Origin of the sequence: Streptomyces sp. NPDC005408 (genome assembly GCF_040606445.1) — a bacterium.
GTDB lineage: Bacteria > Actinomycetota > Actinomycetes > Streptomycetales > Streptomycetaceae > Streptomyces.
Genome location: NZ_JBEXEX010000010.1, coordinates 99,922 through 124,161 on the forward strand (window position 1 = coordinate 99,922; position 24,240 = coordinate 124,161).

Below are 24,240 nucleotides of genomic sequence, written 5' to 3' on the forward strand. Positions count from 1 at the left end.
GAAGAAGCCGCACGTATGCGTCGAGCATGCATACACGCTCTTCACTGCATTCCCCCGTCACACACCCCGTGCGATATCGGTCTCGCAGGGCCATCGGCATGTGCCTGCGCTTGTGGCTCCTGATGCATGAGTGCCTCTGGGGAGTCTCGTTCGCATCTCAACGGCGGGTCAAGGGACCCTTTCGGTCATCCGGCGATCATCGCCAGTGGTGCCGCCGATGGGCGATTTGCCGTGGTCGGAGCGGTATCGCTGACCGAATATGAAGAGGAATTCACCATCGCTTCACAGGAAAATTCGATCAGAGGTGGGAAACAAGCCGAATGCAACTGGCCCCGGCGCGCCGCCTTGTGTCCCTTTGGCGAAAAATGGGTGCTCTGTTCGACCGTCGGGCGGAGGTACGCCGCCGACCGGAACCGGTAGGAAACGGAGCCAACTGGCCTACTGGGGACCGGACTTGGACGCGGCGGAGACGGACACGTCGGGGTGGCGGAACCAGGAACCCTGCACCGCCCGCTGGATGAGCATCAGGATGGCTCCGATCACCAGGGCGCCGATTCCGATGACGGACACGCCGCCGGTGTCGCCGATCCACGGCAGGTCGATGACCGTGGTGCCGTACTCGGGGTCGGCGTACACGCTGAAGGCCGCGTAGCAGAAGAAGTACAGCAGCATCAGAGCGCCGAGAGCGGGGAGCACGCCCTTCAGCCAGAAGTCGGCCGCGCTGCGAGTGAGGACCCTGCGGAAGTACCAGACGCAGGCGAAGCCGGTCAGTCCGTAGTAGAACGCGATGCCCAGGCCGACCGACGCGACGGAGTCCTCCAGGACGTTGCCGCTGATGAGCGTCAGTCCGGCGTAGAAGGCAATTGACGCCAGTCCCATGGCGACCGTCGACCAGGTCGGGGTCAGGAAGCGGGGGTGGACACGCGCGAAGGCCGCGGGGAGTGCCTTGTGCGTAGCCATCGAGAAGCTGGTCCGGGCTGTCGGCAGGATCGTCGTCTGCGTGGAGGCCGCGGCGGATGTGAGCACCATCAGGACCAGCATCTTCGACAGGAACGCGCCGAATCCCTCCGTGCCGAACACTTCGTCACCGAAACTGCCCAGGACGTCGCCGGAGTTGTCGGGGTTGGCCAGGCCGATGCCCTTCTCGCCGATACCTCCGAAGGCCTGGGCCGATGTGGTCACCAGGAGGTAGATGCCGAGGAGCAGGACGGTGGAGATGACGGCGGCGCGGCCCGGAGTGCGCTCGCGGTCGGCGGTCTCTTCGTTGACGGAGACGGCGGTGTCCCAGCCCCAGTAGATGAAGACGGCCAGCAGGACGCCCTGGGTCAGGGAGCTGGCTGAATCGATCTCGAAGGGGTTGAACCAGGAGCCGGCCACGTGCGCGGACTCCGGATGCGGGTTGTCGCCGTACACCTTCACCAGTGCCGTGATGGAGAGGATGGCGAGGAGCACGAGCTCGATGCTGAGCAGCCACTTCTGCAGGAAGGCGGAGATCTCGATGCCGACGTAGCAGATGAACGTCATCACGGCGATCCAGATCACGCCCGCGAGCATCGTCCACCAGCGGCTTCCGGCCACGCCGTCGGCTCCGACCAGCTGGAATCCGTACTGGCCCGCGATCTGCGCCAGATTCGCCATGACGATGATGTCGGCGATGATGATGCCCCAGCCGCCCATCCAGCCCGTGCGAGGTCCAAAGGCCCGCGCGGACCACGTGAACGTGGTGCCGCAGTCGGCGTCCACGGCGTTCATCGCCTTGTAGGCGTAGGCGATGAAGAGCATCGGTACGAATCCCAGGATCACCACGACCGGGGACTGGAGCCCGACGGCCAGGACGATGAAGCCGAGTGTGGCGGCCAGGCTGTACGCGGGGGCTGTCGAGGCGAGGCCGATGGCCACGGAGGAGAAAAGGCTCAGGGCGCCTCGCTTGAGACCCTTCTCGCCGACCGCGGACGTCTGCGGTGGCGGGGCGGCGGGGGAGCCGTCGGGGAGTCTTTGCATGGGGCGGCCTTTCGCCATCAGCCACGCGCACGGCGCGCATGCGCCGCTACTTTCTGGCATACACCTGTTTGCGGCTGAGTGAAAGTGGATCTCCGTGTGAGCGTCCGGAGCGGAACGGCACTTCCGGCTGCCTGCCCGGCAATTGAGGTGAGGGACGGTCCCGCGTGGGCTTTCGTCCGGCCCTGGGGTGGTCGGCGGCGACGCGAACCGTTGACACGCATGCAGCACAGCGGTATCACGTCTCTAGCCCAATTGAGAGCGCTCTCAGAACGCGCTCTCAGAAACCCTCGCGGCCGATCCCGGAATACCCGGAATCCCCGCGTTCCCTTCCCCGTGGTCCGACAGGACGAGGCAGCCATGAGGCTATTTCCGCACGCCCATTCCGCACTGCCGCCACCCTCGAGAATCCGGTTACGCACCAGAATTCTGGCTGCGCTCGCCGGGGTACTCGCGCTGGTCGCGGCCTCCACGGTCAGTGCCACCGGCTCCCATGCCGCCGTCTCCGCGGCCCCGCCACCGCCGGCCGGGTGGACCGAGGTCTTCCTCGACGACTTCAACGGCTCGGGCGGCCTCGGCGGCAACTGGATCTACCGCACCGGCCACCAGATCCCCGGCGGTCCCGCCAACTGGGGCACCGGTGAGGTCGAGGACAACACCACAAGCACCGCCAACGTCTTCCAGTCCGGCGGCAATCTGAATATCCGGGCCCTGCGCGACGGTGCCGGCAACTGGACATCGGGCCGCATCGAAACCGCCCGCGACGACTTCCAGGCACCTGCCGGGGGAGTCCTCGCCTTCGAGGGCCGTATGCAACTGCCCAATGTCACCGGCGGCGCCGCGCTCGGCTACTGGCCCGCTTTCTGGGTGCTCGGCCAGCCCTACCGCGGCAATCTGTGGAACTGGCCCAGCGTCGGCGAGATGGACATCATGGAGAACGTGCAGGGCCTCAACACCGAGTGGGGCACCATGCACTGCGGCACAAGCCCCGGCGGCGAGTGCAACGAGAAGGACGGCCGCAGCGCCAACACGCCCGGCGGGAGCCCGAGTCTGCAGACCGGCATGCACACCTACCGGGTCGAGTGGGACAAGAGCAAGTCTCCCAACGAGATCCGCTGGTACCTGGACGGCCGCCAGTTCCACGCGGTCAACCAGTCCCAGATCTCGCCCGGCACCTGGGCCGCCGCCTTCAACCACGGCTTCTACATGATCCTCAACCTCGCCATCGGCGGTGAGTTCCCGGCCAAGATGGGCGGTGGGCCGACCGGCTCGACCGCCTCCGGAGGCGCGCTCGTCGTCGACTACGTCCGCGTCCTGTCCCGGACCGGAGGCGGCAGCGATCCCGGCGATCCCGCTCCGCCCACCTGTGGCCGGCTCCTCTCCAAGGGCAAACCAGCCACCTCGTCGAGCATCGAGAACGCGAGCCTCGGCCCGCAGTACGCGGTCGACGGCAACACCGGCACCCGCTGGTCCAGCGCACATGTGGACACCGGCTGGCTGCAGGTCGACCTCGGCTCCGCCCAGCCCGTCACACGGGTCCGGCTGAACTGGGAGGCGGCGTACTCCTCGCACTACCAGATCCAGCTCTCCACGAACGGATCGACGTGGACCACGCCCGTCGACCGGTTCGGCGACGGCGGAATCGACGACCTGGCCGTCACCGGCACCGCCCGCTATGTGCGAATGAACGGCCTGGCCCGGGGCACTGTGTACGGCCATTCCCTCTGGGAGCTGGAAGTCTTCGGCGCCTGCCCGGGCGGGGACCCGGGCCCGGGTGACCCGGACCCGGACCCGCCGGGGACCACCACGTGGGCACCCGGAGTCGCATACGCCGTGGGCCAGCAGGTGCTCTACAACGGCACCACCTACGCCTGCCGCCAGGCTCATACCTCGATCGCCACCTGGGAGCCGCCGAACACCCCGGCGCTCTGGCTCGCTTCCTGACCCGACAGCCACCCCCCTGGAAAGCAGCAGCGGCACCACCCTCCCCGGTGGTGCCGCTGCTGTGTGCCGAGCAGGGACGTGCTCGACGGGGACCGAACTCACGGCCCTGAGGCCCGTGTTGGGGCCGGTGCCGTCAATTTTGACACGGCCTTGACAAATTAACCTTGCGTTGCGAGCATGCAAAACACTCGCACGATGAAGACAAGAGTCTTGTGATCCATGCAAGAACTCCGCAGGGGCGCCTGCCCGTTGACGGTGACGCAATGCCGTCGTGCGCCTTGCCTGACGCACCCCCACATCCGGTCAGGAAGGAAGCTCCATGTCCGTACGCCCTTATCAGGCGTGGTCGTTATCCCTCGCCGCCCTTGCGCTGGTTCTGTCGGGCGGCGCGGCCGGCGGTAGGGCGGCCGAGTCGCCGAGAGCCATCCCGCCCTCCGACTTCCAGCAGGTCCAACTCGCCCTCGGCCCGGCCGAAATGGGCGAGGTAATGTCCCTGGCGGTGCTGCCCGACCGGGCCGTCCTCCACACCGCCCGCGATGGCACGGTCCGGCACACCGACGCCGCGGGAAACACCAAGGTCGCGGGCAAGCTCGACGTCTACACCCATGACGAGGAAGGACTCCAGGGCGTGGCGGCCGACCCGGGCTTCGCCACCAACCGGTACGTCTACCTCTACTACTCGCCCAAGCTGAACACCCCCGCAGGCGACGCCCCGGGCAGCGGAAGCGCCGCCGACTTCGAACCGTGGAAAGGGCATCTGAACCTCTCCCGGTTCACCCTCAGGGCCGACGGCACCCTCGACACGGCCGGCGAGAAGGTCGTGCTCGAAGTCCCCAACGACCGCGGGCAGTGCTGCCACGTCGGCGGCGACATCGACTTCGACGCCGCCGGAAACCTCTTCCTGACCACCGGCGACGACACCAACCCCTTCGAGTCCGGTGGCTACGCACCGCTCGACGAACGAGCCGACCGCAACCCGCAGTTCGATGCCCAGCGCTCCTCCGCCAACACCAACGACCTGCGCGGAAAGGTGCTCCGCATCAAGCCGCAGCCCGACGGGAGCTACACGGTTCCCACCGGGAACCTCTTCGCACCGGGCACCGCGAAGACCCGCCCAGAGATCTACGCGATGGGCTTCCGCAACCCGTTCCGGATGTCCGTCGACCGGCCCACCGGCGTCGTCTACCTCGGTGACTACGGCCCGGACGCGGGCACCACCGACCCGGGCCGCGGCCCCGGCGGCCAGGTGGAGTTCGACCGCATCACCGGGCCCGGCAACTACGGCTGGCCGTACTGCACCGGCACCAACACCGCCGCGGAGACCTACACCGAGTACACCTTCCCCAGCGGTCCGGCCGGCGCGAAGTACGACTGCGCGGGCGGCCCGGCCAACAACTCCTTCCGCAACACTGGCCTTTCGGCGCTCCCCGCCGCCAGGGCCAGCTGGATCAAGTACGGAGACGCCGGATCCCCGCCCGAATTCGGATCGGGCTCCGAATCGCCCATGGGCGGCGAGGTCTACCGCTACGACGCGGCCCTCAACTCTCCGGTGAAATTCCCCCAGTCGCTCGACGGACGGTACTTCGCCGCCGAGCTCGGACGGCGCTGGATCAAGGCCGTCGAGGTCAAGAGCGACGGCTCGTACGGACTGATCGAGGACTTCCCCTGGAGCGGAACCCAGATCATCGACACGGACTTCGGACCCGACGGCGCGCTCTACGTGCTCGACTACGGATCGGGCGCGAGCGACCAGGCGCTCTACCGCATCGAATACCTCGCGGGCAGCAACCGCAGCCCCGTCGCCAAGGCCGCCGCCGACAAGACCTCCGGGCCCACACCCCTGACCGTGGCCTTCTCCTCGCAGGGCAGCTCCGACCCCGAGGGCAAGCCGCTCACGTACGCCTGGGACTTCGGCGACGGCACGACCTCCACGGCCGCCGATCCCAGCCATACGTACACAAGTACCGGGACCTTCCGGCCGACGCTCACCGTCCGCGACTCCGAAGGGCTCACCGGAACCGCCAGCCTGGTCGTGACCGCGGGCAACACCGCGCCGACCGTGAATCTGACGACCCCCGCCGACGGCGCGTTGTTCTCCTTCGGCGACACCGTGCCGTTCATCGTCAACGCGAGTGATCCCGAAGACGGTTCGGTCGACTGCGCGAAGGTGAAGGTCACGTATCTCCTCGGGCACGACAGCCACCAGCACCAGATCACCTCGAAGAACGGCTGCACCGGCTCCATCGCGATCCCGGCCGACGGTGAGCACGACAGCGCCGCCAACCTCTACGGAGTCTTCGACGCCGAGTACACCGACAACGGCGGGCTCACCGCACACAGTGTGCGCATCCTCCAGCCCAGGCACCGGCAGGCCGAGCACTTCGGCGCACAGTCCGGCATCCAGACCGCCGAGCACGCAAACGCCGAAGGCGGGAAGACGGTCGGCTTCACGGACAACGGCGACTGGATCTCCTTCCAGCCCTACGCGCTCGCGGGAGCGAAGACCTTCACGGCGAGGGTCTCGTCCGGTGGCGTCGGCGGCACGATCGAGATCCGCGCGGGTTCGGCCACCGGCACCCTGCTCGGCTCCGTGCAGGTCGCCCCGACCGGCGGCTGGGAGAACTTCACCGACGTATCGGCGACCTTGGCGGGCGCACCCGCCGGGACGACCAGCCTGTTCCTGGTCTTCAAGGGCCCTTCCGGGCAGGGCAATCTCCTCGACATCGACACCTTCACCCTCGGCTGACGGGTGGAAGGGGACACCGTGACGCTCTTACGCACCCACCGCATGCGAACCCGACTGATGCGCCGCTCGACGGCCGCGGCCGGAGCCCTCGTGCTCGCTCTCGCCGCCGCGATCGCGGCACCTGGCACAACCGCCCGGGCCGCCGACCCCGCCTACCAGGTGCTCGTCTTCTCCAAGACGGCGGGATTCCGCCACGACTCGATCCCGGCAGGCATCGAGGCGATCCACTCACTCGGTACGGCGAACAGCTTCACCGTCACCGCCACCGAGGACAGCGCCGCCTTCACACCGGCCAATCTCGCCGACTACGAAGCCGTGGTCTTCCTCAACACCACCGGCGACGTACTCGCCGAGGCGCAGCAGAGCGCTCTCCAGTCGTACGTCGACGGGGGCGGCGGCTTCGTCGGCATACACGCCGCAGCCGACACCGAATACGAATGGCCGCAGTACGAACAGCTCGTCGGCGCACGGTTCAAGAGCCACCCCGCCATCCAGCAGGCCACGATCACGACGGAGGACGGAACACACCCCGCGACCGCGCACCTCGGGCCGGCCTGGACCCGCACAGACGAGTGGTACAACTACCGCACCAATCCCCGTTCGTCCGTACGCGTCCTGCAGAGCCTCGACGAATCGACGTACAGCGGCGGGGAGATGGGCGGCGACCACCCCATCACCTGGTGCCACCCCCAGGGCACGGGACGCTCTTTCTACACCGGTCTCGGCCACACCTCCGAGTCGTACGCCGATCCCGCCTTCCGCTCCCTGCTGCTCGGCGGAATCCGCTACGCGGCGGGCGTCGCCCCTGCCGACTGCAGCCCGCGCGGGGGCACGGGGGACCCGCCGCCCGGCGGCGAGGCCCTGTCGACGAATGTGCACCTCTTCTACTATCCGTGGTACGGAACGCCCGCGGGACAGGGGAGTTGGCGCCACTGGCAGCAGGGCGGGCACACACCGCCAGAGGACATCGGCGCCGACCTCTACCCGGCACTCGGCCCGTACGACTCGGGTGATGCCGCGGGCGCCGTGGACCAGCACATGAAGTGGGTCGCGCGGTCGGGGGCGGGCGTCATCGTCTACAGCTGGTGGGGCCGCGGCGGCTACGAGGACGGGCTCGCCCGGCGTGCCCTGGATGCCGCGCAGCGTCAGGGCATCAAGGTGGCCTGGCACATCGAGCCGTACAGCGGGCGCACCGCGCAGTCCGTCGTCGACGACATCACCTATCTCGACCAGACCTACGGCAGCCATCCCGCCTTCTACCGGGACGCCGCGCACGGCAACCGCCCGGCCTACTACATCTTCGAGAGCCTACGGATCGCTGACTGGAGCCCGCTCGACCAGGTGACGCCCACCGCCACCGTCCTCGCGCAGACCACCGACACTACGAAGATCGCGCACTTCTCCGGTCTCTACACCTACGACGGCATCGCCGGAGCAACCGCGCCGGGCTGGAAGCAGGCGGGCGACTACGCCAAGGCGCACAACCTCATCTGGGCGCCGTCGGTCGCTCCCGGATATGTCGACGACCGTGCCGTGCCCGGCAACACGACGCCCACACTGGGCCGTTCGGACGGCGTCACATACGACAAGGAGTGGAACAACGCCCTGGACCCGGCCATCGGCGGATCGCCCACCTGGGTGTCCGTCACGTCCTTCAACGAATGGCACGAGGGCAGCTCCATCGAGCCGGCATCCAGCAATCCGCCGGCCGGGCACGGCTACCAGACCTTCTCGGGGGCGTACGGGAAGACGGGAGCCGCGGCCGAGAGCGCCTATCTCGACCGTACGAGGTACTGGGTGGGCGAGTTCATCAAGCGGCACGGGGGCGAGTAGCTCAGACCCGTCCCACGGCCTGGTGCGGTTCGAACCAGCCGCCGTTGTCGGTCGGCTCGGGCTCGGGCTGTGGCTGAGGTTCCGGGCGGGGTCCCGGCTGCGGCGGCATCAGGTCGAGCGGCCGGGTGCGGGCTTCGGGATCGATCCAGGTCACCGGAGGTGGATCGAGGAACTGTTCCGCGTGGGAGACGTATCCGCGCTGCTGCACGGATGTGGGCAGCGGATCGCGAATAAGCGATTCTGCGGGAAGGCCGCACTCGTGGAGCAGCTCGGCCGTCTCCTGGACGAACATCACGGGACCGCACAGATAGACGGTCTCTCCCGGCCACCCGCGGCGCGCCGTGAGATTGCTGTGCAGGCGTTCGGCGGCCCCCGTCCGGGCCTCGTTCCACTCCCGGAACCACCAGTAGGCGCTGAGATAGGGGTGGGCGCTCAGGATGTCGACGAGCGAGCCGCCGTCGTAGAAGTCGGCCTCGCCGCGGGCCACCACGTCAATGCGGATACGGGGCGCGGGCTTGCGGGCCAGTAACTCCTCCAGGACCGCCTTGACCGCGGACCAGCCCGTACCGGCGGCGATCAGCGTGACGGCCGGAGTGCCCGGCGGTGGAGCCAGCGCGGACCCCGACGCGGCGCCGAGCCGGAGTATGTGGCCGGGCTTGGTGCCGTCGCACAGCACATTGCTGAGAAGGCCTTCGGCGACCCGGCTCACATGGAATTCGAGCACACCGTCGCGGTCGGGGCGGCCCGCCAGGGAGTAGGGCCGCCACACTCCCGGCAGGGAGGGGTGCTGGATCGTGGCGTACTGGCCGGGGAGCCACGGGTATCGGGCGGACGGAACGGCACGGATGACAGCCGTGTGCCCGCCGTGGAGCCGGTGCGAGACGACGGTGGCCTCCCACGAGGCGGGCTCGTCCGCGGCGAGAGACTGGCGGGCGCCGCCGGTCATGGCCCCGGCCGCGCCCGCGTACACCCGATTCCAGGCCGCTTCGGTCTGCTCGTCCCAGAAGTTCGTGCTGTGATATCGGACGGCGGCGACGAGACTCTCGCCCACCGCCGCGTAATCGCCGTCCGCTATCCCGAACTTGCGGTGATCCCGGCCGAGTCGCTCGAGATGGGCGGGGAGTCCGGGGTGGTCGAGATGGTCCACGACATGCACCAGGGCGGTGAACAGCCGCTCGTACTGATCGTCCATCGCGGCCGGAAACAGCCGGCGTAGCTGCGGATGGTGGCTGAAAAGATGCGCGTAGAAGTAGCGGACCACATGGGAGGACCGCCGCCTGACCAACTCCAGGCTCGCTCTGACCACAGCTATGTCGTCGTTCATGTGTCATCCCCCGCGCTCTTGTGATGCACCAACCGGCCGCGCGGGGTCAAGGGGCGGCTTGGCAGCGCCGACTGAACGCGCGTCAGAAGTGCTGAGCCAGCGCACCGTATCAACTCACGGGCGGTGTCGAGCCGTTGTGGCGCGAATTATGTCTCGACTGGAACATTCCTCTTCCTGCCGCGAGACGCGGGGGCCGCCGGACGCCCCCTAAATGCCCTGCCAGCTGGGCTTGGCCGCATAGGTGGCGCGGAAGTAGTCGGCGAGCTTGAGGCTGGAGGCCGCGGCCTCGTCCACGATGAGCGTGGCGTGCGGGTGGAGCTGCAGCGCGGATGCGGGCACCAGCGCGGAGAGCGGGCCTTCGACGGCGAGCGCCACCGCGTCGGCCTTCGCCTCGCCCGTGGCCAGCAGGACCAGATGGCGGGCTTCCAGGATGGTGCCGATGCCCTGGGTGATCACATGGTGGGGGACCTCGTCGAGGCCGTTGAAGAACCGGGCATTGTCCTGCCGGGTCTGCTGGGTCAGCGTCTTGATCCGGGTGCGCGAAGCGAGGGACGAGCAGGGCTCGTTGAAGCCGATGTGCCCGTCGGTGCCGATGCCCAGCAGTTGGAGATCGACACCACCGGCCTCGGCCAGCGCACGGTCGTAGGCGAGGCAGGCGTCCGCGACGTCCTCGGCGGTGCCGTCGGGGCCCATGAAGGCTGCATCGGTCAGGCCGAGGGGTTCGACGACCTCGCGCAGGACGACCGAGCGGTAGGACTCGGGGTGGCCGGAGGGGAGTCCGACGTACTCGTCGAGCTGGCAGATCCGTGCGCGGGAGGCGTCCACCTGGGAGGCGCGCACCTTGGCCGCGAGGGCTTCGTAGACCGGCAGCGGGGTCGATCCCGTGGCGACGCCCAGGAGGGGGTCGGGCTTGCGTCGCAACAGGTCGGCCATGGCTTCGGCAATGAGCTCGCCGCCGGCGGCGGAGTCCGGAACGATGACAACTTCCACGAAGATCCCTGTCTCTGAAAGCGCAAGTGGTGTAGACCAATCTACCCGGTGGGGCGGTGGCTGTCGCGCCCGGGCAGACGTACCCCGGGTGAAACCTGATGGAAATCCCCGGTGCGCCGACGCCTCTGCGCTCATGAGGACGCCATGGGAGGTGAGCGGGTGGTCACCGGCCTCGGAGCGCATACGGACCGGAGCAGGCTGCGCTCCGTCAGCGAGGACGACGACCCCGCTACCTGTATCCGGCCTGATCGACCGGACAGGACCTAGCGGGTCAGAACAGGGGCAGCTGACCGGGGAAGTCCGGCACGACAGCGCCGTCGAGATCCGGCTGCAGAGCCGGATCGAGCGGCGCCTGACGCCGGGACCCGGGACAGGAGACGAGCTCGGCCGCGGTCCGCGCCCCTGCCGGGTCATGACGGGCGAACCGCCCGGCGACGACGGCGATTTCACGGCGGCAGACCGGGCAGCGACGGCGGGGAGCGGACATGGTCCCAGTCTGCCGGCCCGCGCTGACAAGGCAGCGCGCCGCCGGGCGCGGCGAACTTCCACCGCAGCGGCGGCAGGAGGCGCGCATCGAAGCGCCGGGCGTTGCGCGCCCTCAGGCGCCGGTCTGGCTGGATCTTCCAGCCCCGCCGACGTTTGAGGCGCGGGGTCCGGGGCGGAGCCCCGGCGGGATGCGCGGCGCTTGAGGACGAACCGGCGGCCGGACGGACCCGGTGAGCCATGGCGCGGAGTCCCGGCAAGGGGCCCGGCGGGGACAATGAGACCGTGACTCACCGCTACCGCGTACTCGGCACCACTCAGGCATTCCGCCCGGACGGCACCGAGACTCCCCTCAGCGGCGTTCGGCTGAGAGCACTGCTGGCCGCACTCGCCGCCGCCGGCGGCCGCGTCGTACCGGCCCGCGAGCTGACCGCACAGCTGTGGGGCGAGGACGAGGACCGGCCCGCCGACGAGATCGCGGCGCTCCAGGCCCTCGTCGGGCGGCTGCGGCGCGTGCTCGGCAGGGCGTCCGTCGAATCGGCGCCGGGCGGCTACCGGCTCGCGGCCGACCGGGACGATATCGACCTCTTCCGCTTCGAGCGACTGGCGGCGGAAGGCGCCGCCGCCCTCGACAAGGAGGACGCCGGAGCGGCGGCCGCCCTGCTGGACGAGGCTGTCGATCTCTGGCACGGTCCGGCCCTCGCGGATCTGCCGGGCAGGGACGAGGACCCCCTCGTCGCAGGGACGAAGCAGCGGTACGCCGAAACGCAGCGCGCCCGCCTCGCGGCACATGTGGCGCTGGGCCGGGCGCGGGACGTGCTCGCCGAGCTCACGGCGCTCGCCGCCGACGCTCCCCTCGACGAGCCGCTGCAGGCCCTGTGGATCCGGGCGCTGCGGTCCTCCGGCCGCCAGGCGGAGGCGCTTCAGGCGTACGAGGACGTACGGCTGAGGCTCGCCGAACGGCTCGGCGCCGATCCGGGAAACGAACTGCGAGCCCTGCATGCCCAGTTGCTGTCCGGCGACACGGAACCGGCCCTCGTCCGCGGCAACCTCCGCACCCGGCTCACCTCCTTCGTGGGCCGAGAGGACGAACTGGCTGGCCTCTCGGACGAGTTGGCGAGCCATCGGCTGGTGACCCTGCTCGGCCCCGGCGGCGCGGGCAAGACCCGGCTCGCCCTGGAGGCCGCCGAAGCCGCGGCCCGAGCGGCTGGTGCGGCCGGAGCATGGCCGGACGGAATCTGGGTGGCCGAGCTCGCGCCCGTACGCGACGAGGACACCGTTCCGGAAGCCGTGCTGACCGCACTCGGCGCACGCGAGACACAGCTGCGCGGACCGGCAGCGGCGGACACCGCGCCCCGTGATCCGCTGTCCCAGCTGGTCGAGCACTGCGGACGGCGCCGGATGCTGCTCGTACTGGACAACTGCGAGCATGTGATCGGCGCCGCCGCCGGGCTGGCCGATTCGGTACTCACCGGCTGCCCCGGTGTGCGCGTGCTGGCCACCAGCCGTGAACCGCTGGGCGTGCCCGGTGAGTTGGCGCACACCATCGGGCCGCTGCCCCAGGACGTCGCGCTTCGCCTGCTCGGTGAACGGGGCGCCGCCGCCCGCCCCGGCTTCCGCACGGACGACGATCCGGAGGCCTGCGCCGAGATCTGCCGCAGGCTCGACGGGCTGCCGCTCGCCGTCGAACTGGCGGCCGCCCGGCTGCGCGCCCTCACTCCGCGCCAGATCGCGGACCGTCTCGACGACCGCTTCCGGCTGCTGAGCACCGGCAGCCGCACGGTGCTGCCCAGACAGCAGACCTTGCGGGCCGTGGTCGACTGGTCGTGGGACCTGCTGGACGAGGACGAGCGGACCGTACTGCGCCGGCTGGCCGTCTTCTCCGGCGGATGTGTCCTCGCGCAGGCCGAGGCCGTCTGCGGCTCGGACACCCTGGATGCCCTGGAACCCCTCGCCTCCCTTGTCGACAAATCGCTGGTGGTAGCCGCCCCCGACGGACTGGAGGGAATGCGCTACCAACTCCTAGAGACTGTCGCCGAGTACGCAGGGGAGCGGCTGGACGAAGCGGGTGAGCGCGCGGACATCGAGCGTCGGCACATGAACACCTACCGGGAACTGGTCCGCACCGGCGAGCCGGAGCTGCGCGGTCCGCGGCAGACCAAGTGGCTGGAGCGTTTCGAGACGGAACACGACAACGTACGGACCGCCCTGCGCACCGCCGTCCGGCTGCCCGACGAACAGGAGGCGCTGTGCCTGGTGCTGTCCCTCAACTGGTTCTGGCAGCAGCGCAACCACCTGGCGGACGCCCGCACCTGGTCGTCGTCGGCGGCCGCCCTCGCCCCCGACCCGTTCCAGGTGCCGGTTCGTCCTGCCCCGCCGCTGCCCGCCCCCCCGACGCACACCCCGCCGCCCTGGAGTGACGAGCCGTTGTGGGAGGCGCGTCGCGGAGTTCGGCTGATGGTGCTCGCGAGCAACGAGGGCGGGGGCGACGCGCTGTGGGAGCCGGGTACCCAGACGTACCTGCGCGCGATCGTCTCGGCCTACCGGCCGGGGCTGCCGCAGACCTGCCGCCAGCCCGGCTGGATGTGGTTCATCGCCCGGCTGATGACGGGGGAGTTCGACGGGCTCGGCGAGACGGTGGACGCCCTCGTGGCGAGCTGCGCCGAAGGGGACCCGGGCTGGGATCTGGGCTTCGCGCTCCTGATGCGGGCCAGGCTGCTCGGCGACCGCCCCGGCGGCCTCGAACGGTCCGAGCACGACGCCGACCGGGCACTGGCGCTCTTCGAGACGGCAGGGGATCAGTGGGGGATCGCGGAGGCCCTGTCGGCGCGCGGGGAAGCTCTGGAACGGCGCGGCCGGTTCAAAGACGCCGCCGAGGACTTCGAACGGGCGCTGCGCAGCGCCGCCCGTATCGGAGCGGACTCTCAAGTGCCCGTTTTCCAGGCCCGGTTGGCCGCCGTGCGGCTGAAGACAGCCGAAACGCCCCAGGACAGGGAGCGGGCCGAGCGGCAGCTGCTGGACGCGGTGGAGTGCTCCCGGGCATTCGCGGCGGAAGCCCTCAGCACGGCGCGCATGCTGCTGGCCCAGCACTACGGCCGAACCGGCCGCACTGCACTCGCCCGCCACCAACTCAGGGAGATCGAAGCCGAGATGCCCGATCGGACGCCCGGATTGTTCAGCGGGATCGTGGCCGGGACGCATGGCTGGCTCGATGCTCTGGACGGGGAGTACGCGGCCGCCCGCGACGATGTCGGGGACGCGGTACGGCGGCTCGACAGCCTGGCCTTTCTGGTCGCCCCGTTCCTGGTGGTCGATCAGTTCCTCTGCGCGGCCTGGGCGATGGCGCATACCGGGTCAGCTCTGGACGGCGCGCGACTGCTCGGTGCGTACGACCGCCGCCGTGGCCAGTCCGGCGGGCTCGGCTTCCGGCCGTTCGCCGACGAGCAGGAGGTCCGGCAGCGGGCCGAGACCGACCTGAGGGCGGCACTGAAAGGGGGGGCATACGAACACGCCTTCGCCGAGGGCAGCGGCCTCTCCGTGCGGGAAGCCGCCGCCCTGATCCGAGCCCGCAACCCTCATCCGAGCCCGCAGCCCTGCTCCGAGCCCGCGCCCGGTTCTCAGCCCCCGGACTGCCCCTGAGTCTGCGCGTCGGCCAGCCTCTCCTGCGCCTCGGCGAGATCCTCCGGCGTCGGGGCATCGTCCTGAGTCAGGCTGCGCCGCCAGTACCCGGCGAAGTCGATCTCACGTTTGCCGATGCCGCGCTCGTCGACCAGATGCCGCCGCAGCGCACGCACCGCACCCGCCTCGCCGCCGAGCCATGCGCACACCGACCCCGGCGCGAAGTCCGCCGAACGCACCGCCTCGATCAACCGCTCGCCGTGCCCGGCCCGTGCCGGGTCCCGGTGCAGCCAATGCACCGTGACATCGCCGTCCGTGGCGAGGGCCTGCTCGTCGGAGGCCTCGGCGACCTCGATGTACGCCACGGCCCGCGCACCCCGCGGCAGCGCCTCCAGCAGAGTCCCGATCGCGGGCAGCGCGGCCTCGTCCCCGGCCATCAGCATCCAGTCGGTCCTGCCGAGGACGACGGGCCGGGAGAAGTAGGCCGACGGCCCGTACATGCCGAGCGTGTCACCGGGCGAGGCCGACCGCGCCCAGCGGGTCGCCGGACCCGCGTCGTCGTGCAGGACGAAGTCGACGTCGATCGTCGCCCGCGCCGGGTCGTGTCCGCGGACCGTGTAGCTGCGCATCCAGGGCCGCTCGCCCTCGGGGATCGCGCTGTACGCCTCGTACCAACGCATCACATCGCCGTCGGCTTCCTGTACCGCCGGCAGGAGAGGTGCGTTCCGGCCCGGCCGGGGGAAGTACAGCTTCACCTGCTGGTCGGGCCCGTCGAGCACGAAGTCCGCGAGATCGGGGCCGCCGAATGTGATGCGGACCATGTGCGGGGTGAGCCGCCCGGTACGAACGACGCGGAGGAACCGGACCGGCAAGCGCTGCTCCATCGAATCTCCTGACGGTGGTGGGCGGAGTCCCTGTGCGGCTCACGCTCGCAGGGGACGCCTACACGCCACCGACGAGCCGTCGACACGGCCCCTCAGCGCACCTCGGTCAGCCGGGCGAACGCCACGACGTTCCCGTCGTAACCGGTCTTCTTCGCGTAACCGCCGCCGCAGGTGATGACCCGCAGCTCCGGCTGCGGAGCGTCCCGGTAGATGCGGTCCGCGGGAAAGCTCTTCTTGGCGAATACGTCGACGGCGTAGACGGCGAACACCGCCGTACGGCCGTCCCCGCGCAGGATCTCGATACGACTGCCCCGCTCGAGCGAGCCGAGCGAGTAGAAGACGGCCGGGCCCGCCGTGTTGTCGACATGGCCGACGATGACGGCCGTGCCCTGCTCGCCGGGGCTGACCGCGCCCCGGTACCAGCCCGCGAGATTGCTGTTCGCCAGTGGAGGCGCGTCGACCCAGCCGTCGGCGTCGAGTCCGACCTCGGTCAACGGGGCGTCGACCCGCAGCGATGGGACGGCGATGCGCCGTGGCGGGGAGTGGGGCAGCGGACCGGGCGCGGCGGGAAGCGGGGCGGGCGCGCTCTTGTGTGCCGCGACGGGGGAGCCGGGCTGGGGCGGGCCACCGGTGGGCCCGGTGGATCCGTTGCGTACGAGGAAGAGCCCGAGCAGCAGGACACAGGCGAGCGTGAACCAGGAACTGCGCCTGCTGGACGTGGGCATGGGCCTTCCCCTGTGAAGTCTGCTGCGGGCAGCTCTGCATGGCGCTCCGCCGCCCAGGACCGCAGGGGCGCCCGGGGCGGCGGAGCCGCTGTGGCACCGTCAGGTGCCGTCCCCGGTCCGGCGGCGCAGCAGAAGGACACCGCCACCGGCGAGCGCGCCCGCGATGAGTGCGGAGCCGACGCCGATCTGCGTGGGGCTCAGCTCGGCGAAGCTGCCGCCGTTGCCGCCCTTCACGCCTCCGCCGGGCTTCTTCATCTCGGTCGTTCCGGTCGTCTCCGGAGGTTCGAGGGTGTCCGGCGGCTCCGTGGGTTCCTTCCCCCCGGTGTGCGCGTCCGATCCGCCGGTGACGGTGAGGGGGGTGGTGCCCTTCTCGCCCTTGCAGTCGAAGGTGACGTCGTAGTCGGCGTCGGGCTTGGCGTCCTCGGCGATCTTCGCTGTTGCGGGCAGGCCCTCATTGAGGGTGACGGTGTCGAAGATTCCGGAGGTCGCGGTGACGGTCGGGACCTCGCACTCGGTGGCGTTGAGGGTCACGGTGCCGCCGGGCGCCACGGTCGTGGGCGTGACGGTGAAGCCGAACGAGGTGACATTGCTCCCGTCGTCGGCCAGTGCGGCCGGGCCACCCAGGGCCAGCGCGGCGGTGCCGATCAGAGCGAGGGAGGCGACACGTATCACACGCATGGTCAGTTCTCCGTGTTCCCGAGGAGCCATGGCGGAAGGTCAGCGAACGGGATAAATGCCCCTCGTTGAGACCGACGCTATGAGGGCCCACGGGGGTGCCGCATGTGGCGCGGAGGCGCGGGAGCGGTGTGTCACCTCCGCCGGGCGGTGCGGCCGTGACGGTCGTACCAGGTCACGCGGCATGGCCGGTGGCCCCGGCCCATGCGCCGCTTACGCGAGCAGGGCCGGGGCCACCGGGGTGACGCCGTCACCCTTTCGGAAGGTGCGCGCCGTCGCGGGGAGGCGAACGTGGCCCGTCAGCCCTCCGGGCGCAGCAGCCCGCGCTCGTACGCCTTCGCCAGCCGCTGCGGCACGCGGTACACCGAGCCGTCGAGCCCCCGCCCCACGCCCCCCGGACTCAGACCTTCCGGTAGTCGTACGCCTCCGAGGCGGCAGCCTGAACCGCGTCCAGGTCTCCGCCCGCCGACGCGGTCACCACCGCGGCCACCGCACCCTCCACGAACGGCGCGTCCACCAGCCGTGTCCCGTCCGGGAGTTCATCCCCCTCGGCCAGCAGGGCCTTCACCGTCAGTACGGCACTGCCCAGATCGACGAGTACGGCGACTCCCGCGCCCCCGTCCACCGAGGCCGCGGCCGCCGAGATCAGCTCCGAGCTGGTGCCGAGGCCGCCGTCGGGAGTGCCGCCCGCCGGGGCGACGGGCGCCGTCGGGCCGCCGCCCGCGAGCCCCTTGGCCAGCTCGGCGACGGCGGCCGCCACCTCCTTGCTGTGCGAGACCAGGACGATCCCGACGTGCTTGCCGTCGCTCATCCCGCCACCTCCGCGAGCGCCGCGATCAGCAGGGCGGAGGAGGTCGCGCCCGGGTCCTGGTGCCCGATGCTGCGCTCGCCCAGATAGCTGGCCCTGCCCTTGCGTGCCTGCAGCGGTACGGTCGCCAGCGCGCCCGCCTCGGCCGCCTCGCGCGCCGCCGCGAAGGACTCGGTGCTGTCGCCGAGCGCCTCGACCGCCGGCTCCAGGGCGTCCAGCATCGTCTTGTCCCCGGCCTTGGCCCCGCCGAGCTGAGCGACCGCCGCCACACCCGTGCGCAGAGCTTCGGCCAGCTGTCCGGGCGTCACCTCGGCATCGTCGCGCAGCGCCTTGCCCGTACGCCGCAGCAACGTCCCGTACAGCGGACCGGACGCGCCGCCCACGGTCGAGATCAACTGCCGCCCCGCGAGGGTCAGTACGGCCCCGGGCGTCGGCGGTGCCTCCTTCTCCAGGACCGCCGTCACCGCCGTGAACCCTCGCTGCATATTGGTGCCGTGGTCGGCGTCCCCGATCGCCGAATCCAGCTCGGTGAGACGGTCCGCCTCACGGTCGACCGAGGCGGCGGCTGCCGTCAGCCAGCGGCGGAAGAAGTCGGCGTCGAGCACATGAACTCCCTGTGGTGAGTCGGACATGGACGGTCGGATCAGCGGACGGCTGGTTCAACTGGACGGTCGGTTCACCGGCCCCAGCGAAGTGCGGGCGTCTCCACCGGCGCGTCCCACAACCGCAGCAGCTCCTCGTCCACCTGGCAGATCGTCACCGAAGCGCCCGCCATGTCGAGCGACGTCACATAGTTCCCGACGAGGGTGCGGGCGACGGCCACCCGGCGCTCGCTCAGCACCCGCTGCACCTCGGCGTTGAAGCCGTACAGCTCCAGCAGCGGCGTCGCACCCATGCCGTTGACGAGCACGATCACCGGAGCTGTCGGCGGCAGATCCTCCAGCACCGCGTTCACCGCGAAGTCCGCGATCTCGCGCGACGTCATCATCGGGCGCCGCTCGCGGCCCGGCTCGCCGTGAATGCCGATGCCCAACTCCAGCTCGCCCGGCGGAAGATCGAAGGTCGGGCTGCCCTTCGCGGGCGTCGTGCCGGCGCTCAGCGCGACGCCGAAGCTCCGGGAGTTCTCGTTCACCTGGTGGGCGATCGACTCGACCCGCTCCAGCGGCGCGCCCTCATCGGCGGCCGCACCGGCGATCTTCTCGACGAACAGCGTCGCGCCGGTGCCGCGCCTCCCCGCCGTGTACAGACTGTCGGTCACCGCCACATCGTCATTCACCAGCACCTTGGCCAGACGTACACCTTCGTCCTCGGCAAGCTCGGCGGCCATGTCGAAGTTGAGGACGTCGCCGGTGTAGTTCTTGACGATGAACAGCACACCCTCGCCGCTGTCGACGGCGGCGGCCGCCCGGGCCATCTGATCGGGCACCGGACTGGTGAACACCTCTCCCGGGCATGCCGCGGAGAGCATCCCGGGCCCGACGAACCCGCCGTGCAGCGGCTCGTGCCCCGATCCGCCCCCGGAGACCAGCCCCACCTTCCCGGCGACGGGAGCGTCACGCCGCACGATCACGCGGTTCTCCACGTCCACGGACAACTCGGGATGTGCGGCCGCCATACCTCGGAGGGCGTCGGCGACGACGGTCTCCGGCACATTGATGAGCATCCTCACGGGTACCTCCTGCTGAGTGGGGCAGCTGCCTGCCGACCCCGAGCCCAGTATCGGCCGAAGGCGGCCGCGGGGCACGGACTGCGACAAGTTGGGCTGCTCTCCGATGCGGCCCGGCGGCTCGCTTCACGTCTCATCTCTTCGCGCTGCCCGCCCGGCCGGGGCCGGGCCGGGTCTCCGCGGCCGCCTTGACCGATTGCAGCGCTGCTCGCAGGACGATGCCGACGCCCGGCGATACGAGCGTCCAGTAGCGGCCGAATCGCGCGGTGGACTCCGGGTCGGTGCAGGCGGTGCGTGCCTCGTAGGCCAGCAGGGATCGCCGTGTGCCGTAGGGGTGGACGGTGAAAGCAGCTGCCATCTTGGCCCAGCCGGGCTCCTCGAAGCCGGCGAACGCCTGTGGCTCGATCCGGTGCCATTCGATGGCAGGCCGCCATACCTTGCCGACGGCTCCGAAGGCGAGTTCCCGCTCCGGGGTCTCGCCGAGTGCCACCCAGGGCTGGTCCTGCTCGTGTTTGTCGGCGGCGTCGAACAGATCGGCCACGCGCATCGTCGTCGGCGCCGGCAGGGGGCGGCGGCGAAGCCTGTCCGGTACCCCGCGCGCCCACATGACCAGGTCGAACAGCGGCGATTGGATGGTGAGCAGATCCAGATCGCGCGTGGCTTCGTACACGACGGGAGGCGCGGCGTCGATCATCACGCACTCCAGGCGGGTGAACCGGAAATCAGGCAGTGCGCGGTCGAGCAGCAGGGGTGCGGCGGCCGTACTGGTGGTCGGGTCGGCGTCCATCAGAACCTCCCAGGTCCGAGAACTGGCCGTATCTCAAGTGTGGGGTGACGCCGTGCGCTGTACAGGGGTCGCCGGTTCGGAACCGCCCATGTCCAGCCTGAAGGGCGGGTACGCGTCGGTCATCAGTCCCGCGTACGCGGCGACCCGCAGAACCCACCGGTTGAGGCCGATGAGGAGGTCGAACAGGTCCCTCGGATACTTCTCGGTGAAGGCCAGGACGACGGCCGCGATGACGGCCAGCACGAAGACAAGCCCACCGCCCCACCAGCCGGCGTGGAAGCCGCCGACGAAGAAGCCGATCACGATGTAGTGCGGGATGGCGAGCAGCCACCACTTCACCAGGACCAGTCCACGGGACAGCCGTTCCGGGTAGGCGATGTCGAGCCGGGCCGGATAGCCGGGCTCCTCGCCGAGGCTGAACGGCGGGTAGCGGTCGGTGGCCAGCGCTCCGTATCCGTAGTACGTGACCCGCCAGGTCCAGCGCAGCACTCCGAGGGTGAAGTCGAACAGTGCCCGGGGATAGCGCTCCGTGATCAGAATGGCGAAGAACGCGACCACGCTGACCAGGAAGACGGCGATCCAGAGGAAGAACAGCACGACGTAGTGCGGGATCAGCATCAGCCATTTCACCAGCCAGAGCCAGGGTGACAGCGGTGCGTCGAGCACCGCGTCCACTCTCACCGGGTCGTACGTCGCCGGAGTCGTCGTCATGACTGTCAGCTCCTTCGCACACGTGATCTCGCGGATGGGGGCTGATTCCAGCTTGCGCGCGGCGGGGGCTCCGGTCCTGGCGGGCGCCGGTCGCAGCTCCCGCTGCGGGCGGAGGAGGCCCCGCACTACGTCACGCCAGCGCCTTGATCGCCGCGCGGATGCGGGCCTCGCCCAGCTCGGAGACAGTCGCCGCGAGATGTTCCGCGCCGAGCGCCGCCAGCAGGGCATGCGCCGTGCTCTCAGGGTCGGCCGCATCGCGCAGAAGAATCGTCAGGTGCTGGTGCCAGAAGCGGTACGCGCCGATGCGGTAGCGCGCTCCGGGGGATGCCGTCTCCGACATCCGTACGAGATCGAGATGCTCGAGCACATAGTCCAGATACGCGTCGATGAACGCGGCCAGCCGCTCGGACGCGGGCGCGCCCGGGCCGAGCGGCGGCGGGCCGGACAGGATCCGCTCCTGGAGATCGCGCTCCCGCTCGTCGAGAAGCGCGACGGCCAGCCCGGACTTGTCGGTGAACCTGCGGAACAGCGTGCCCTTGCCGACGCCCGCCGCTGCCGCGATCTGGTCCATGGACACCGCTTCCACGCCGCGCTCGGCGAACAGCCGCGCTGCCGCGTCGAGCACGGCGACGCGATTGCGTGCCGCGTCGACCCGCTCCTTGCGCGGAGGCGTGCGCAGCAGTTCAAGCGGGATAGACGAAGCGGACTGCGGTCCGGTACTGTCATTGTTCACAACCGGACTATAGTCCGATTCTCTTGGGAGGATCCACATGACCGCGCTCATTTCCCGCGATGACCTCAAGGCGGCGATCGACGCGGGTGCCGTGACCCTCGTCGACGCGCTGGGTGGCGAGTACTACGCCAAGCTGCACCTGCCCGGCGCGGTGGCGCTCGTGCGGGACGACGTGGACGCCGAGGCGCCCACTCTGCTGCCGGACCGCGACGCCGCCATCGTGACGTACTGCTCCAACCCCGCCTGCCCCAACAGCGGCCAGGTCGCCGACCGGCTGACGGCCCTCGGCTACACCAATGTCCGCAAGTACCGCGAGGGCATAGAGGACTGGGCGGACGCCGGTCTGCCGCTCGAATCCGCCTGAGGAGCCGCCCCGGCGGGCGGGTCCGCGAGCTGCCAGAGCGCGATTCGGTCACCTGATGGTGCGGGTGATCAGTCCTGGGGTGTGTTCAGCCGACGCGCGGTGGAGGAACGGAAACCTCGCGAGGATCCGAGCCGCGGCCCTCATGATTCCGGTGCTGCGGGCGGAGCCGTCTCACGAGCGTGGCGGCCCGTCGTAATAGCGCTGCTCGTAGCCGTGTGACCGGACGCGCCTGGCGACCCGGCGCTCTCTGCTGAATGCCATGACGGTGCCGAACGCGAGTGCCGCCGCGCCCCCGATCATGAAGGCCGAGCCGAGGACATCGACGTCGACCCAGGCGAGGTGCCATGCGACGCCGAACCTCAGGATCGCTCCGAGGATGATGAGGGCGAGTCCGCCCGCTGCGGTCATGAGCGGCCTCCTCTGGATGGGGCGCGTGCCGGGTGTTCCCGGCGCCTTGTGCGGGCTCCTACGCATCAGCCTGCGGGGTCGCACGGGAACTGTCCTGGTGGGGACGTCCGTGATGGGGCCGATCGAGTGTCCGGCGCGCGGCTGGGGCGGTCCTTTCGTACCGTGAACTCAGCCTTCCGATACGCGAACGGGCGGAGGCCGGATGGCCGGATCGGACTATGGTTCCGAGCCCCGCGGTGCCGAGCGGCGGCCCCGGCGGCGTAAACAGCGCGGTCTCTTCCGCCGGCCCCGGCGTGCCATGCGCCGGGAGCTGAGCCAGCTGATCTGCGCGGTCGCCGGGTTCGGTCTCGGTCTGGCGGTCCCGGAGGTGACGGCGGGCCCGCAGGCCGACGCCGGCCGCGTGGTGAGCCTGCTCTTCACCATCGGGTTCGGCGTCATCAGCCTGGTGAGCATCATCTACTCGGTGCTGTTCCTGGTCGTGCAGTTCTCCGCCACCTCCTTCAGTCCCCGCCTCGGCCTGTTCCGGGACGATCCGATCGTGTGGCGGACCTTCGCGTTCGCCATCGGGGTCTTCGTCTTCTCGATGACCGCGGGGCTGGCGATCGGGACCGAGAAGCAGGTGTCCGTCTTCCTGCCGTGGGTGGATGTGCTGCTCGCGCTGGTGGCTCTGACCCTGATGCGCACGCTCCAGGCCAGGGCGTTCCAGTCGATCCAGCTGGCGCCCGCGCTGGCAGCGATCACGTCCCGGGCGCACCACGTATTCGATGCGCTGTACACGAGGCCGTACGTGCCGGACGCGGCCGCCGATGTACCGCCCGGCCAAGGGAAGGCCGGGCAGGGCGGTAAGGCGGTCACGGTGCGGTGGACAGAGAGAGTGGCGGTCCTTCAGCAGATCGATGTGTCCGCTCTCGTCGCGGCGGCGAAGGAGCACGGCTGCGTAGTCACCCTGCGTCAGCCCGTGGGCGCCTCCATCGCGCGCGGCATGGCGCTCGCCGAGGTGCGGGGCGGGGAGCTGCCCGAGGAGGTGCTGCGCGGGGCGCTGCTGACCAGCGAGGAGCGCGGCTTCGCCCAGGACCCCGAGTTCCCGTTCCGGCTGCTCGCCGACATGGCGCTCAAGGCGCTCTCGGCCGCGATCAACGACCCCGCGACAGCGGTACAGACGCTGGACCACATCGAGGACCTGCTGATCCGTCTCGCGGACCGTGACCTGGACATCGGCCGGGTCGCCGACGACGAGGGAACCGTGCGGGTGATCGTGCCGGTGCCCGCCTGGGAGCGGTACGTGACCCTGTCGGTCGACGACATCACCGTTGCTGCTGTCAACTCACCCATGGCGCTGCTCCGGATCCGCACGATGCTGAGGCGGCTCCTCGAGGCGTGCCCGGCCCAGCGGCGCCCCCTGGTGAGCGACCGGCTCCGCTGGGTGGAGGAAGCCGGAGCCGAGGACTATCCCCTGCACTGGGAGCCATATGCTCAGGAAAGGCCATAGTGCGGGGCAAATTTCGCAAAGCTATGCTGGCCACGATCCTGGCCGCCTGACCGG

Annotated in this window: 20 protein-coding genes and 1 pseudogene; 6 read left to right on the top strand and 15 right to left on the bottom strand. The window is 70.2% G+C overall.

Features of this window, described 5'->3' with window-relative positions:
• Window positions 1-438: 438 nt before the first annotated feature.
• On the bottom strand, window positions 439-2,001 hold the full coding sequence (locus ABZS64_RS12845; RefSeq protein ID WP_355827301.1) for an APC family permease: 1,563 nt from the start codon (window positions 1,999-2,001) through the stop codon (window positions 439-441).
• 357 nt (window positions 2,002-2,358) lie between these two features.
• On the opposite strand from ABZS64_RS12845, the gene ABZS64_RS12850 reads away from it, so the two are divergent.
• From ABZS64_RS12850 to ABZS64_RS12860, 3 genes are all read left to right on the top strand, one after another.
• Window positions 2,359-3,942 (top strand): discoidin domain-containing protein, encoded by a 1,584-nt coding sequence (locus ABZS64_RS12850; protein ID WP_355827305.1) that lies wholly within the window; start codon window positions 2,359-2,361, stop codon window positions 3,940-3,942.
• Between the two features lie 319 nt (window positions 3,943-4,261).
• Complete coding sequence (locus ABZS64_RS12855) at window positions 4,262-6,688, top strand: PQQ-dependent sugar dehydrogenase (protein WP_355827308.1); 2,427 nt, start codon at window positions 4,262-4,264, stop codon at window positions 6,686-6,688.
• 42 nt (window positions 6,689-6,730) lie between these two features.
• Window positions 6,731-8,521 (top strand): ThuA domain-containing protein, encoded by a 1,791-nt coding sequence (locus ABZS64_RS12860; RefSeq protein WP_355827311.1) that lies wholly within the window; start codon window positions 6,731-6,733, stop codon window positions 8,519-8,521.
• A gap of 1 nt (window position 8,522) precedes the next feature.
• Here the strand turns inward: ABZS64_RS12860 and ABZS64_RS12865 are convergent, their stop codons facing one another.
• From ABZS64_RS12865 to ABZS64_RS12875, 3 genes are all read right to left on the bottom strand, one after another.
• The gene (locus tag ABZS64_RS12865) at window positions 8,523-9,845 is read right to left on the bottom strand and encodes a globin domain-containing protein (RefSeq protein ID WP_355827314.1); all 1,323 of its coding nucleotides are present in this window, start codon (window positions 9,843-9,845) and stop codon (window positions 8,523-8,525) included.
• Window positions 9,846-10,052: 207 nt separating this feature from the next.
• Window positions 10,053-10,835, bottom strand: a complete 783-nt coding sequence (locus ABZS64_RS12870) for a glucosamine-6-phosphate deaminase (protein ID WP_355827317.1) — start codon at window positions 10,833-10,835, stop codon at window positions 10,053-10,055.
• Window positions 10,836-11,106: 271 nt separating this feature from the next.
• Window positions 11,107-11,322 carry a hypothetical protein gene (locus ABZS64_RS12875; protein ID WP_142215680.1) on the bottom strand — a complete coding sequence of 72 codons (216 nt, stop codon included), beginning with the start codon at window positions 11,320-11,322 and terminating at the stop codon, window positions 11,107-11,109.
• A 236-nt stretch (window positions 11,323-11,558) separates the two neighbouring features.
• Here ABZS64_RS12875 and ABZS64_RS12880 point away from each other — a divergent pair, with 236 nt between their 5' ends.
• On the top strand, window positions 11,559-14,957 hold the full coding sequence (locus ABZS64_RS12880; RefSeq protein WP_355827321.1) for a BTAD domain-containing putative transcriptional regulator: 3,399 nt from the start codon (window positions 11,559-11,561) through the stop codon (window positions 14,955-14,957).
• Here the strand turns inward: ABZS64_RS12880 and ABZS64_RS12885 are convergent.
• The 10 genes and pseudogenes from ABZS64_RS12885 to ABZS64_RS12930 form a co-directional block, all read right to left on the bottom strand.
• Complete coding sequence (locus ABZS64_RS12885) at window positions 14,936-15,820, bottom strand: siderophore-interacting protein (protein ID WP_355827324.1); 885 nt, start codon at window positions 15,818-15,820, stop codon at window positions 14,936-14,938. The two genes, ABZS64_RS12880 and ABZS64_RS12885, sit on opposite strands and share 22 nt — an antisense overlap.
• Before the next feature lie 92 nt (window positions 15,821-15,912).
• Window positions 15,913-16,545, bottom strand: a complete 633-nt coding sequence (locus ABZS64_RS12890; protein WP_355827327.1) for a class F sortase — start codon at window positions 16,543-16,545, stop codon at window positions 15,913-15,915.
• A 99-nt stretch (window positions 16,546-16,644) separates the two neighbouring features.
• Entirely contained in the window at window positions 16,645-17,223 is a 579-nt protein-coding gene (locus ABZS64_RS12895; RefSeq protein ID WP_355827330.1) for a hypothetical protein, read from the bottom strand.
• Between the two features lie 296 nt (window positions 17,224-17,519).
• Window positions 17,520-17,582: pseudogene (locus ABZS64_RS12900) on the bottom strand (50S ribosomal protein L32); the annotation flags it as partial.
• A 38-nt stretch (window positions 17,583-17,620) separates the two neighbouring features.
• The gene (dhaM, locus tag ABZS64_RS12905) at window positions 17,621-18,031 is read right to left on the bottom strand and encodes a dihydroxyacetone kinase phosphoryl donor subunit DhaM (protein ID WP_355827333.1); all 411 of its coding nucleotides are present in this window, start codon (window positions 18,029-18,031) and stop codon (window positions 17,621-17,623) included.
• Window positions 18,028-18,633, bottom strand: a complete 606-nt coding sequence (gene dhaL / locus ABZS64_RS12910; protein ID WP_355827503.1) for a dihydroxyacetone kinase subunit DhaL — start codon at window positions 18,631-18,633, stop codon at window positions 18,028-18,030. Before dhaL ends, dhaM begins: the two co-directional genes overlap by 4 nt.
• Before the next feature lie 71 nt (window positions 18,634-18,704).
• Window positions 18,705-19,697 carry a dihydroxyacetone kinase subunit DhaK gene (gene dhaK, locus ABZS64_RS12915; protein WP_355827336.1) on the bottom strand — a complete coding sequence of 331 codons (993 nt, stop codon included), beginning with the start codon at window positions 19,695-19,697 and terminating at the stop codon, window positions 18,705-18,707.
• A gap of 130 nt (window positions 19,698-19,827) precedes the next feature.
• The gene (locus ABZS64_RS12920; protein ID WP_355827339.1) at window positions 19,828-20,481 is read right to left on the bottom strand and encodes a hypothetical protein; all 654 of its coding nucleotides are present in this window, start codon (window positions 20,479-20,481) and stop codon (window positions 19,828-19,830) included.
• Window positions 20,482-20,514: 33 nt separating this feature from the next.
• Window positions 20,515-21,192 carry a DUF4389 domain-containing protein gene (locus ABZS64_RS12925; RefSeq protein ID WP_355827342.1) on the bottom strand — a complete coding sequence of 226 codons (678 nt, stop codon included), beginning with the start codon at window positions 21,190-21,192 and terminating at the stop codon, window positions 20,515-20,517.
• A 130-nt stretch (window positions 21,193-21,322) separates the two neighbouring features.
• Window positions 21,323-21,925: a helix-turn-helix domain-containing protein gene (locus ABZS64_RS12930; RefSeq protein WP_355827344.1), complete on the bottom strand. Its 603-nt coding sequence runs from the start codon at window positions 21,923-21,925 to the stop codon at window positions 21,323-21,325.
• A gap of 37 nt (window positions 21,926-21,962) precedes the next feature.
• Here ABZS64_RS12930 and ABZS64_RS12935 point away from each other — a divergent pair, with 37 nt between their 5' ends.
• The gene (locus tag ABZS64_RS12935; RefSeq protein ID WP_355827347.1) at window positions 21,963-22,289 is read left to right on the top strand and encodes a rhodanese-like domain-containing protein; all 327 of its coding nucleotides are present in this window, start codon (window positions 21,963-21,965) and stop codon (window positions 22,287-22,289) included.
• A 171-nt stretch (window positions 22,290-22,460) separates the two neighbouring features.
• Here the strand turns inward: ABZS64_RS12935 and ABZS64_RS12940 are convergent, their stop codons facing one another.
• The gene (locus ABZS64_RS12940; RefSeq protein WP_355827350.1) at window positions 22,461-22,697 is read right to left on the bottom strand and encodes a hypothetical protein; all 237 of its coding nucleotides are present in this window, start codon (window positions 22,695-22,697) and stop codon (window positions 22,461-22,463) included.
• A gap of 202 nt (window positions 22,698-22,899) precedes the next feature.
• Here ABZS64_RS12940 and ABZS64_RS12945 point away from each other — a divergent pair, with 202 nt between their 5' ends.
• Entirely contained in the window at window positions 22,900-24,186 is a 1,287-nt protein-coding gene (locus ABZS64_RS12945; RefSeq protein ID WP_355827353.1) for a DUF2254 family protein, read from the top strand.
• The last annotated feature ends 54 nt before the right edge of the window (window positions 24,187-24,240 follow it).